This is a genomic window from Neisseria sicca VK64 (assembly GCF_000260655.1).
Classification (GTDB): domain Bacteria; phylum Pseudomonadota; class Gammaproteobacteria; order Burkholderiales; family Neisseriaceae; genus Neisseria; species Neisseria sicca_B.
In genome coordinates this window covers 1-11,423 of the sequence record NZ_AJMT01000015.1, presented here as the reverse complement: position 1 = coordinate 11,423, position 11,423 = coordinate 1, and the positions used below count along the sequence as shown (strand labels likewise).

Sequence of the window (11,423 nt, the reverse complement as noted above, 5' to 3'; positions counted from 1 at the left end):
AAAAATAGGTCGTCTGAAACGGCATTTCAGACGACCTTCTTAACGAATCAGTATTTAATCCGCGCCTTTGAGCATTTTATTCAAAATAGGTACGAGTAGCAATAATACCAAACCGGTGATTACGCCTATGCCGCAAAGCATCCAGTAGAAATCCAGCGGGGCTTTCTTATCGAATCCTTCTTTGAACAACACGCCGCCCAAAGTGAAGCCTACCGAGAACCCCAAGAAGTTGAGCGCGACCATTTGGGTTTTGAACATGGGCGGGGCGATTTTGGTGGCGATAGAAAGCGCAATCGGCGAGATCATCAGTTCGCCTATGGTGATGGCGAGCAGGATTAGCGCGAACACAATAATCGGCATGGGGGTATCCGATGAGATATATGGTACGAATCCAAGATAGGATACGCCGACAACAATCATCGCCAATGCGAATTTAAACGGGGTTTTCGGCTGATATTTGCCCATTTTCGTCCAAATTGCCGCCATTACGCCGGAGAAAAGGACAACCCACATACTTTGGATGGAATCTTTCCATGCGACGGGGACAGTCTCGCCGAATAGGGTGCGGTCAACCGTTTTGTCAAAATATACCGTTGCTACGGTATAGACTTGGAACCAGACCGACCAAAACAGGCAGATGGCCAGAAACAGTGGAATATAGGCAACGATGTGGCGTTTGTTTTCAGACGACACATAGCTGCTGCCAAGCAGGCGCGCGAAATAGGCGATAATGGTGAGAATGACCGTGCCGAGCAGGAATTTGGAGAAGTTGTCCAAATTGAGCGTACCCGAGGCAATCAGGCTGCCGATAACCAAGACAATCAACACGGCGACTGCCACCGCGGTCTGCACTTTTTCAGGACGCAGCGGATTGGGCGCAGGCGTGTGCGGCAGCAGTTTGCGTCCCGCAGAGTAGCGCCACAGCCCGAAAGCCATACCGACTGCCGCCGCGCCGAAGCCGTAGTGGAAACCCATCTTCGTTTGCAGTAAGCCGGTCAGGAGCGGGCCTAAAAAACCGCCGATGTTGATGGATATATAGAAAATGGAAAAACCCGCATCGCGCAGCGGCTTCATGTGATCCGCCTCATAAAGCGAGCCGACCATCGAGCTTGCCGACGATTTCACACCGCCGCTGCCCAGTGCGATGAGTACCAAGCCGCATAGCAGTCCGTACAGACCCGGTGCGATTGCCAAAACGATGTGTCCGAGCATGACCACGATGCCGGAAATAAACAGCGTTCTCTCCGCGCCCCAAATCCGGTCAGCAAGCCATGCGCCGAGTATGGTGGACAAATAAACGCTGCCGCCGTATGCGCCGACGATGCCGCCGGCGAGCGACTCGTTTATGCCCAAACCGCCTTTATTGGCAGCGTAATAGAGATAGATCATTAAGATACCCTGCATCCCGTAAAACGAGAAACGTTCCCACAATTCGATATGGAACAGGGTAGAGAGCTGGATGGGATGCCCGAAGAAGGTTTTTTCCTTGCGGGCGGACTGGTTGTCAGACATATTAAAGTTCTCCTGTTGGCAGAGGTTGGGCAGACGGACCGCCCCGGCGGAAACCTGCCTGCCCCGCCGGCATTTTCAATATTTTTCTTAGAGCGGGCGCGGGCGTAAGGATTGCCTGCCGCACCCTGCGGGTTTGGCGGGAAACGCCCGTATCCGATGCTTTCATCTAGGATTTACAGGAGTTTACGATGCCAAACATTTTTCGGTTTTAGCCGAATCTGAAACGCTTGTCAAACGGCATATGGCAAAGGTTTGAGGCTGAACAGGGAAACCGCATTTTGATTTAAGCAGGGGTCGTCTGAAAACGTATCGGCAAAAAGGAGGCATTTTCAGGCGGAAGGCGCGGGCGTATCATGCCCTTCATGAACATCACGCCTTTACGCCCCGAACACGTCGAACCGCTCGCCCGCGCGCTTTATCTGCAATGGCATGACTTTGCGCCGTGGTCGTCTATGGACAAAATCCGCGCCTATTACGCGGAATGCCTGAACGGTGAAAACCTGCCGCTGGCGTTTGCCGCCGTCGGAAAGGACGGCGCGCTGCTGGGTTCTGCCGCGCTCAAACGGCACGATATGGAAGAGTTTCCCCAATACGAATATTGGCTGGGCGATGTGTTCGTTTTGCCCGAACACAGGGGGTCGGGCGTGGGCGGCCTGTTGATTGGACACTGCCTCGCCGCCGCCCGCCAAATGCGCCTGCCCAAGCTTTACCTTTATACGCCGGACGTGCAGTCGGTTTACGAGAAATACGGCTGGTGTGAAATCGCGACCTGTCGGCACAACGGCGAGACGGTGTCGGTAATGGAATTGGTATTGGAGGGGGACGGACAATCCGGTTGAATGTGACGCCCATCTTGTGACGCAGGGGTCGTCTGAAAACCCAATCTTTGATTTTCAGACGACCTTTTTATTTACGCATATGGGAACTGTTTATCATTGCAACGTTCTATAAAAGGATTGACTTCAAAGCGATACGGCGTTGCCGCGCCTTGTCCTGATTTGAAGTCTCTCCGGCATATTTTGGCTGAAGCGGAATCACTCGAAAACGGCGGCCTCATTACCGTTTTTATTGATTTTGCTTCAGCGCAGACTGAAACGGGCGGACAGCCGTTTCGTCCCGTTCTCGGTAATATTTTGCACTCAAGCAGAGACTGCTCTGCGCCAGACCGACTGAGAGGAATCCAGATTGAACAGCTTACGCCATCTTGCCCTGATATTTGCTTTGTCCGCGCCCGTACTCACGCTGGCGCAGACCGTATCGCAAACGCTGCCCAACGGGTTGAAGATTATTGTGAAAGAAGACCGCCGCGCGCCGGTCGCCGTGTCGCAGCTTTGGTATAAAGTCGGCAGCGTGGATGAAAAACAGGGCAAAAGCGGTTTGAGCCATGCCTTGGAACACATGATGTTTAAAGGCACGCAGGCCGTACCTTCGGGAGAATTCAACCGCCGCGTCGCCGCTTTGGGCGGAGAGAACAATGCCTACACCAACCGCAGCGAGACGGTTTATTACGAAAACATCGCGGCGGCAAACCTGCCCGAAGTGTTGAAGCTCGAAGCCGACCGGATGCACAACCTCAATTTCAGCGATGAAGAATTTCAAAATGAAATGAACGTCATCCGCGAAGAACGCCGCCAACGCACGGAAGACACGGCGGACGGCAAGCTGTGGGAACAGGTGTATCTGAACAGCTTTACGCTGCCTTCGATGAAAGCCGCGGTCATCGGTTATATGGATGATTTGCACACGCTCAAAGCCGATGACCTGCGCGACTGGTATCGGCAATATTACGCGCCGAACAACGCCGTTTTGGTGATTGTCGGCGATGTCGATGCCAAAAAGACGCTCAAAACCGCGGCGGAACTGTTCGGCAACATTCCCGCCAAGCAGCAGCCCGACCGCAATATGCTTGCCAACGAACCGTTCAAACGCGAACCTGTGAATTTTCAGACGACCTCGGTGGTCACGCGCCAACCCTTGGTCAGCTTGAACTACCGCGTCCCCGGATTGGAAAGTCTGGACGACAGACTGCCCTATGCGCTGGATGTCCTGTCGGAAATCTTGTCGGGCAACTCGTCCAGCCGCTTGGATAAAAACCTGATACGCGGCAAACAGATGGCTTTGAGTACGGGCGCAAGTTACGACCTGATCAGCCGTGAAATGCCGTTGTTCAGCATCTTCGCCATGCCGGCGGACAACGTCGAAGTCGATGCCGTCATCGCCGAATTGCGCCGCGAATTGAAAGACATCGCCGAAAACGGGGTCAGCGCCGAAGAGCTGAACCGCATCAAAGCGCAGTCGGAAGCGTCCGAAATCTACGAGCGCGACTCTATGGAAGCACAGGCTTCCATCATCGGGCGGCTGGAGGCGCGCGGCTTCGAATACAGCGACGAAGCGGAAATCCGCCGCCGCCTGAAAGCCGTCAGCGTCGAAGATGTGCAGGCCGCCGCGCAGTTGCTGACGGACGACCGCTTGGCGACCGTGGTTGTGATGCCCGATCCGAAAATCCTGTACCACCCGATTGTTCAGGCGGCAAACAAGCCTCAACCTAAATAAACCGACCAAAGGGGTCGTCTGAAACCGCTTTTCCCGTTTTCAGACGACCTCCGAACCGACCCCGCCCGAAGTGGCACATGACTCGGAACGGGACGGAATACGGCACCAAACCGCCCTTCCGCCCCGGCAGCCGGGTTAAACCGCAAAGGAATATCCGATGAAATCCCTTCCCCTCATATTAGCCCTCGCCTTCTCCACCGCCGCGCAGGCAGGCGTGGACATCCAACGCTGGACCACCGGCAACGGCACAGAAGTCCTTTTGGTCGAGCAACACGACAACCCCATCGTCGATATGCAGGTCAACTTCAAAGGCGCGGGCAGCGTGTTCAACCCCGAAGGCAAAAGCGAAGTGGCGGAATTCACCGCCGCCCTGCTGACCGACGGCACGGAAAAGCTGGACGAAGAAGCCTTTAATGCCGCCGCCGACGACATTGCCGCCCAAATCGACAGCAGCAGCGGACAGGAAAGCTCTGCCGCCGTCTTGCGCAGCCTGAGCCGCCCCGAAACGCTCAAAAAAGCCGCCGGACTGCTCAACCAATCCCTGACGCACCCCCGTTTTGACCCCGCCGTGTTCGACCGCCGTCAAAAAGAGGCGGTGACCACCCTACAGCAACAGGAAACCACCCCCGACTTTACCGCCGGACGCGCCCTGACCAAACTTGCCTATCCCGACCACCCATACGGCAGCGGCGCCAACGTCACCGCGGAGAGCATCCGCAAAGTCAACCTTGACGACATCCGCGCGTTCCACCGCAGCCGCTACGGCAAAGACAACGCCATCGTCGCCATCGTCGGCGACATCAACCGCAAACAAGCCGACCAGCTTGTGAAAAACGTGTTGAACGGACTGCCCGACCGCAGCAAAGCCGCCCACACCGTCCCGCCCGTCAAACCCAATCCGGCACAACGCCGCGACATCCCGTTTGCCGGCGAACAGGCGCAAGTCTTGCTCGGTATGCCGCTGATTAAACGCCACGACCCCGACTATTACGCCTTGGTTGCCGGCAACTACATCCTCGGCGGCGGCGGTTTCGACAGCCGCCTGATGAAAGTCTTGCGCGACCGTTACGGCTACACCTACGGCGTATACAGCAACCTCGAACCGGCGACCGAAGCGGGTATGTTCACCATCGCCTATTCCACCCAGAAGAAAAACACCAAAGACTCGCTCGTACAGGCTCAGGCGGTCATCAAACAATTCATCGAAGAAGGCCCGACCGAAGAAGAACTGGCGCAAGCCAAAGCCAACATCATCGGCAGCTTCCCCCTGCGTTTCGATTCCAACGCCAAGCTGGTGAAATACCTCAGCATCATCGGTTATCACAACCTGCCCAACGACTATCTCGAAGCCTACCCCAAAGCCATCGGCAAATTGACCGTGGCGCAAGTCAAAGACGCTTGGAAGCGCCGCGTCAAACCTGAAGATTTGCACATTGTCGTCGTCGGTGCCGAATAACCCCGCCGCCTATCCTTGTCCGACGGATACAGCCTGTCGGACAAGGCTTGAGGGAAACGGCGGCCTCATTCCGCCGCGCAGCAAAAAGGTCGTCTGAAAGCGCAGCTTCGACAATATCCCAACAGACATTGCGAAGCTGCGCCCGACAGTTTTCAGACGACCCTTCCGACCATTCGTACCCCGTAAACGCCCTTCGGAAGAATTCTCCCCGCCCGCCCGCAAAAACCGTCAAAATCCCTTATAATTCCGAACCTAAACGAATCCCGTCCTGCCGGCAGCGCCGTCGGGACTTGTCTTAACAACGAAAGAAACACTGTGGACAAACTCAAAATCACCGCCAACGGCCCACTCAACGGCGAAATCACCGTATCCGGCGCGAAAAACGCCGCCCTGCCGCTGATGTGCGCCGGACTCTTGACCTCCGGCACCCTGCGCCTGAAAAACGTACCGATGCTCGCCGACGTCAAAACCACCCAAAAACTGCTGCAAGGCATGGGCGCGCGCGTTTTGACCGACAACATTCACGAATTCGAAATCAACGGCGGCACCGTCAACAACACCTGCGCCCCCTACGAACTGGTGAAAACCATGCGCGCCTCCATCCTCGTGCTCGGCCCGACGCTGGCGCGTTTCGGTGAAGCCCAAGTCAGCCTGCCCGGCGGCTGCGCCATCGGTTCGCGCCCCGTCGACCAGCACCTCAAAGGCCTCGAAACCATGGGTGCGGAAATCACCATCGAACACGGCTACGTCAAAGCCAAAGGCCGTCTGAAAGGCACGCGCGTCGTCATGGACGTCGTTACCGTCGGCGGTACGGAAAACCTGCTGATGGCGGCAACCCTCGCCGAAGGCACGACCATCCTCGAAAACTGCGCCATCGAACCCGAAGTCGTCGATTTGGCGGAATGCCTCGTCAAAATGGGCGCGAAAATCAGCGGCATCGGCACATCAACCATGACCGTCGAAGGCGTAAAAGAGCTGCACGGCTGCGAACACAGCGTCGTGCCCGACCGCATCGAAGCCGGTACCTTCCTCTGCGCCGTCGCCATGACCGGCGGCAAAGTCGTCCTGCGCAACGCCGCTCCCAAAACCATGGAAGCCGTATTGGACAAACTCGTCGAAGCGGGCGCGATCATCGAAGCGGGCGACGACTGGATTTCCATCGACATGCAGCAGCGTCCCAAAGCCGTGGACATCCGCACCGTCGTCCACCCCGGCTTCCCGACCGACATGCAGGCGCAGTTTATGGCGATGAACGCCGTTGCCGAAGGCGACAGCCGCGTCGTCGAAACCATCTTTGAAAACCGCTTCATGCACGTTCCCGAACTCAACCGCATGGGCGCGAACATCACCACCGAAGGCAACACCGCCTTCGTCAAAGGCGTGGAAAAACTCTCCGGCGCCGTCGTGATGGCGACCGACCTGCGCGCCTCCGCCAGCCTCGTCATGGCAGGCTTGGTCGCCGGCGGCGAAACCATCGTCGAACGCATCTACCACCTCGACCGCGGCTACGAACACATCGAGAAAAAACTCGGCCAAGTCGGCGCGAAAATCGAGCGGGTACGCGGTTAAGAGCCTTGTGTGAACAGGTCGTCTGAAACGCCCCATCCCGATTTCAGACGACCCCGAGCCTCCATTTCAGACCCAAACCGACCACCATGAGGGGATCATCATGAACTTCAACAACCTGCTCAATCAAATCTTGGGAACCGTTCAAAAAAGCGGCAAATCCGTTTCCGACAGCCCGCTCAATTCTTTTGGCGGCGGCGCTTTGGTCGGCGGACTGGCGTCCATGCTGATGAAGAAAAAAACCGCCAAATCGCTGGTCAAAGTCGGCTCCGTGGCGGCTTTGGGTTATCTGGCGTATCAGGGTTATCAAAACTGGCAGAAAAACAAGCAGCAGGAAGCCGTGCCGCAAGGCGCGTTCGAGCCTGCCGGACTGCTCGCCGAAACACACAGCCGCGTGATTTTGCGCACCATGATTGCCGCCGCGGCTTCGGACGGTCTGATTGACGAAACCGAAAAACAAGTCATCGCCCGTGAAAGCGGCGACGACCCCGAAACCGCCGCATGGCTTGCCGCCGAATACGCCAATCCGGCAACGGTAGAAGAACTCGCCGCCGCCGTCGGCAACGATCAGGCATTGGCAGCGGAAACCTATCTGGCGGCACGATTGGTCTGCGCAGACTTGTCACGCAAAGAAATCGTCTTCCTCAGCCGCCTGTCGCAAGCCTTGGGACTGGACGACAATCTGGTGGAAAGCTTGGAAAAACAGCTGGAATTGGCATAACGCTTTGTATAGTGGATTAACTAAATCAGGACAAGGCGACGAAGCCGCAGACAGTACGGCAAGGCGAGGCAACGCCGTACCGGTTTAAAGTTAATCCACTATAAAACCGACCATCCGCGACGAAACGGATAGTCGGTTTTTTATTCGTTTCAACCTTTGCCTGAACACCCGATTCAATGCCAAGGGGTCGTCTGAAAAGTTTCAGACGACCCCTTTTCAACATAACGGGCAGGCTTGTCTTTTCCTCCACCCGATCGCAAAAGAACGAGAAAGGGCAGCTTTCGGCTACGCAGCATACAGTCCGCAAACCATGCTTTCCCGACAGACCAAAAGAAAACCGTTTACCCGATACGGCTGCGCCCGTTTTGAAATCGCCCTTTTTCCCGAAACCCGACCCAATCAAAAAAGGTCGTCTGAAACTTTTCAGACGACCTTTGCTTTGACTTCCGACAGCTTGGGGATTAAAACAGCCCGAGCTTATTTTTTAATCGCGGTACGCATATTGTCGGCGATGTGGGTCGCGCCTGCGGTCAGACCGGACATACCGATCAGCGATGCGGCGGCGAGTTTGATCAATTCTTTCATTTTGAGTCTCTTTCTTGTGTTTGTGTTGCGGATGTTATAGTGGATTAACTTTCAACCGGTACGGCGTTGCCTCGCCTTGTCCTGATTTAAATTTAATCCAATATATCGTCGGGTCGGCTGATTATTTGCCGGCTTCGGCGATGTTTTTGGCGGCGGTCGTCGCGCTGGCGGTCAGACCGGACATGCCAATCAGGGAGGCGGCTGCCAATTTAATTAAGTTTTTCATGGTCATCTCTCTTTCTTTTGTTCCCGCCGCCGAACTGGGCGGTCTGCGGTTCGCGTTTGTGTCGGCATCTGATGCCGGAATCGGTTGAAAGCCGAAAGCCGCTCCGCCGCGGGCGGGAAGGTTGTTTGTGGGGGTTTGGGAAGCGTTTAAAATATTTCGTTTGTTTTCAAATTATTTTTTTGCAACGGTTTCGATATTGCGGGCAACCATAGAGGCTGAAGCAGTAACACCGGCCATACCGATTAAAGAGGCTGCGGCCAAGGTCAATAAATTTTTCATTTCGGGTAATCCTTTTACATATTAATCAAATGTTATTTAACAACATCTGTATTCGTCGTCGGCATGTCTGCCATATCGACAGGTGTCATGATACCGCCTTAATTGATAAATTATACAGTTTTTTTGTAAAGAAAATATCGGTATAAATGCTTTAATGTAATTATTTTGATAAATTATTTTTAGTTTTGAAAATGACACCGATGTCTTGAAGAATGACACCGATGTCTTAGTTACAAGCTGATTACAAATTGTTTATTTTAGAATAGATGCTCTTGGATTTTTTGTTGCCAAATTACATCATTTTAGAAAATTTTTAAATTTTCCTTTTATTTTTCAATTAGATAAAAAACAACAGTTTTCCGCTTAGCTTTTGGGTTTTTAGCCTCAGACTATAATCGCCATTGCCATTTTTTAAATGATCTATCCATTTTTGGCAAAAACAGGTCGTCTGAAACCAAAATCCCTGCCCGACAAACCTGAATCCGCTGTTTTCTTGTGAAATTGCTCATCAAATCTCTAGTCCGGCGCTGCCGTTTACGCGCCCATCAAATTGATTCGCTACCACTGCTGCGCCCTGCGTTCTGCGAACCGCTGTTCGGCATCGGTTTATCAGTCATTCCGCCTCATCCTATAGTGGATTAAATTTAAATCAGGACAAGGCGACAAAGCCGCAGACAGTACAGATAGTACGGAACCGATTCACTTGGTGCTTCAGCACCTTAGAGAATCGTTCTCTTTGAGCTAAGGCAAGGCAACGCCGTACTGGTTTAAAGTTAATCCACTATACTCAAGCGCGCAGCGAGCTTGCCCTGCAAACATGCTATATTGCCGTTTTTGCTTTTTCCGTTTTCAGACGACCTATGAATGTCCCGCTCCTCCTGACCGCCGCGCTTGCGTTTTTGTCCGGCGTGCTCATCACTTGGCTGCTCGCCCGCAACAAGGCGCAGACGCAGCAGTTTGCCCTGATGCAATCGCTTGCCGAGTGCCGCCAGCATCTTGAATTTGCCGAACAAAATCAGGCGCAAACCGCCGCCGAGCTTGCCGACGCGCGCTATCATGTCCAAGATTTGCAGGGCGAGTTGCAGGAATTGGGCAACCGCTTCGCCGCCGCCGAACGCCAAATCGGTTATCTTCAAGAGCGCGAACAGGAAGCAGGTCGTCTGAAACAAGATTACGCCGAGCTTCAGGAAAACGCGCACAACCTGCACGTCCGCAACGAACGCCTCCACATCCAGCTCGAACAGGAACGCCTCGCCGCCGACGAAAAGCTCAAGCTCCTTACCGAAGCCCGCCAAAGCTTGGGCGACCAGTTCCAAAACCTCGCCAACACCATTTTGGAAGAGAAAAGCCGCCGCTTCACCGAGCAAAACCGCGACCACCTCAGCCAACTGCTGACCCCGCTCAACGAACGCATCCACGGCTTCAGCGAGCTGGTTCAGCAAACCTACGAAAAAGAAGCGCGCGAACGGCTGACCCTCGAAAATGAACTCAAACGCCTGCAAACCCTCAACACCCAACTGCACAGCGACGCCAAAGCCCTCACCGACGCGCTCACCGGCACGCAAAACAAAACCCAAGGCAACTGGGGCGAGATGATTTTGGAAAGCGTTTTGGAACATTCCGGCCTGCAAAAAGGGCGCGAATACACCGTCCAAGCCGCCGCCGTCCGCCAAGAAGAAGACGGCGCGCGCCGCCTCCAGCCCGACGTCCTCGTCAACCTGCCCGAAGGCAAACAAATCGTCATCGACTCCAAAGTCTCGCTGACCGCCTACGTCCGCTATACCCAAGCCGCCGACGCCGCAACCGCCGAGCGCGAACTTGCCGCCCACGTCGCCAGCATCCGCGCCCACATCCGCAGCCTGTCGCAAAAAGACTATACCGACCTCGAAGGCGTGCGCACGCTGGACTTCGTGTTTATGTTCATCCCCGTCGAACCTGCCTACCTGCTCGCCCTGCAACACGATGCCGCCCTGTTCCAAGAATGTTTTGACAAGCGCATCATGCCGGTCGGCCCGAGTACGCTGCTCGCCACCCTGCGCGCCGTCGCCCACATCTGGCGCAACGAACAGCAAAACCAAAACGCCCTCGCCATCGCGGCTGAAGGCGGCAGGCTTTACGACAAATTCACCGGCTTCGTCCAAACGCTCGAGGCCGTCGGCAAAAACATCGACCAAGCGCAAAGCCAGTTCCAACAAGCCTACAAACAGCTCTCGCAAGGACGCGGCAACCTCGTCAGCCGCGCCGAGAAACTGCGCGCGCTGGGCGTCAAAACCACCAAACGCCTGCAACGCGATTTGGCGGAAACCGCCCAAGAATCTGCTTTGCAGGATAAAGGTTTGCCGGAAGGGGAAGAAGATTGACGGTTTCTTTGTCGTCGGGTTTCAGACGACGTATCAAAGACAAAAAGGACGCATGATGCGTCCTTTTATAGTGGGTTAACTTTAAACCAGTACGGCGTTGCCTCGCCTTAGCTCAAAGAGAACGATTCTCTAAGGTGCTGAAGCACCAAGTGAATCGGTTCCGTA

The 11,423-nt window shown here is 54.8% G+C and carries 7 protein-coding genes and 1 pseudogene; 6 read left to right on the top strand and 2 right to left on the bottom strand.

Annotation, left to right across the window (positions count from 1 at the left end; all coding sequences use genetic code 11):
* Positions 1–54 precede the first annotated feature (54 nt).
* Positions 55–1,512, bottom strand: coding sequence for an oligopeptide:H+ symporter (locus HMPREF1051_RS01390; RefSeq protein ID WP_003763265.1), 1,458 nt, complete (start codon positions 1,510–1,512; stop codon positions 55–57).
* Positions 1,513–1,865: 353 nt separating this feature from the next.
* On the opposite strand from HMPREF1051_RS01390, the gene HMPREF1051_RS01385 reads away from it, so the two are divergent.
* From HMPREF1051_RS01385 to HMPREF1051_RS01365, 5 genes are all read left to right on the top strand, one after another.
* Positions 1,866–2,351 carry a GNAT family N-acetyltransferase gene (locus HMPREF1051_RS01385; RefSeq protein ID WP_003763291.1) on the top strand — a complete coding sequence of 162 codons (486 nt, stop codon included), beginning with the start codon at positions 1,866–1,868 and terminating at the stop codon, positions 2,349–2,351.
* Between the two features lie 346 nt (positions 2,352–2,697).
* Complete coding sequence (locus HMPREF1051_RS01380; protein ID WP_003763270.1) at positions 2,698–4,065, top strand: M16 family metallopeptidase; 1,368 nt, start codon at positions 2,698–2,700, stop codon at positions 4,063–4,065.
* 157 nt (positions 4,066–4,222) lie between these two features.
* Positions 4,223–5,521 carry a M16 family metallopeptidase gene (locus HMPREF1051_RS01375; protein ID WP_003763289.1) on the top strand — a complete coding sequence of 433 codons (1,299 nt, stop codon included), beginning with the start codon at positions 4,223–4,225 and terminating at the stop codon, positions 5,519–5,521.
* 315 nt (positions 5,522–5,836) lie between these two features.
* Complete coding sequence (gene murA / locus HMPREF1051_RS01370) at positions 5,837–7,090, top strand: UDP-N-acetylglucosamine 1-carboxyvinyltransferase (RefSeq protein ID WP_003763283.1); 1,254 nt, start codon at positions 5,837–5,839, stop codon at positions 7,088–7,090.
* Positions 7,091–7,190: 100 nt separating this feature from the next.
* Positions 7,191–7,808 (top strand): tellurite resistance TerB family protein, encoded by a 618-nt coding sequence (locus HMPREF1051_RS01365; RefSeq protein WP_003763279.1) that lies wholly within the window; start codon positions 7,191–7,193, stop codon positions 7,806–7,808.
* A 25-nt stretch (positions 7,809–7,833) separates the two neighbouring features.
* On the opposite strand, the gene HMPREF1051_RS13995 is transcribed toward HMPREF1051_RS01365, so the two are convergent.
* Positions 7,834–8,031: a hypothetical protein gene (locus tag HMPREF1051_RS13995; protein WP_003763281.1), complete on the bottom strand. Its 198-nt coding sequence runs from the start codon at positions 8,029–8,031 to the stop codon at positions 7,834–7,836.
* Positions 8,032–9,953: 1,922 nt separating this feature from the next.
* On the opposite strand from HMPREF1051_RS13995, the pseudogene rmuC reads away from it, so the two are divergent.
* Positions 9,954–11,258 (top strand): annotated as a pseudogene (gene rmuC / locus HMPREF1051_RS01360) (DNA recombination protein RmuC); the annotation flags it as partial.
* Positions 11,259–11,423: the final 165 nt, after the last annotated feature.

Excerpts from the sequence above, each read along its gene's own strand:
- HMPREF1051_RS13995 (WP_003763281.1), bottom strand. The coding sequence starts at position 8,031 with ATGTTGAAAAGGGGTCGTCTGAAACTTTTCAGACGACCCCTTGGCATT.
- HMPREF1051_RS01390 (WP_003763265.1), bottom strand. The coding sequence starts at position 1,512 with ATGTCTGACAACCAGTCCGCCCGCAAGGAAAAAACCTTCTTCGGGCAT.
- HMPREF1051_RS01375 (WP_003763289.1), top strand. The coding sequence starts at position 4,223 with ATGAAATCCCTTCCCCTCATATTAGCCCTCGCCTTCTCCACCGCCGCG.
- HMPREF1051_RS01365 (WP_003763279.1), top strand. The coding sequence starts at position 7,191 with ATGAACTTCAACAACCTGCTCAATCAAATCTTGGGAACCGTTCAAAAA.
- HMPREF1051_RS01385 (WP_003763291.1), top strand. The coding sequence starts at position 1,866 with ATGCCCTTCATGAACATCACGCCTTTACGCCCCGAACACGTCGAACCG.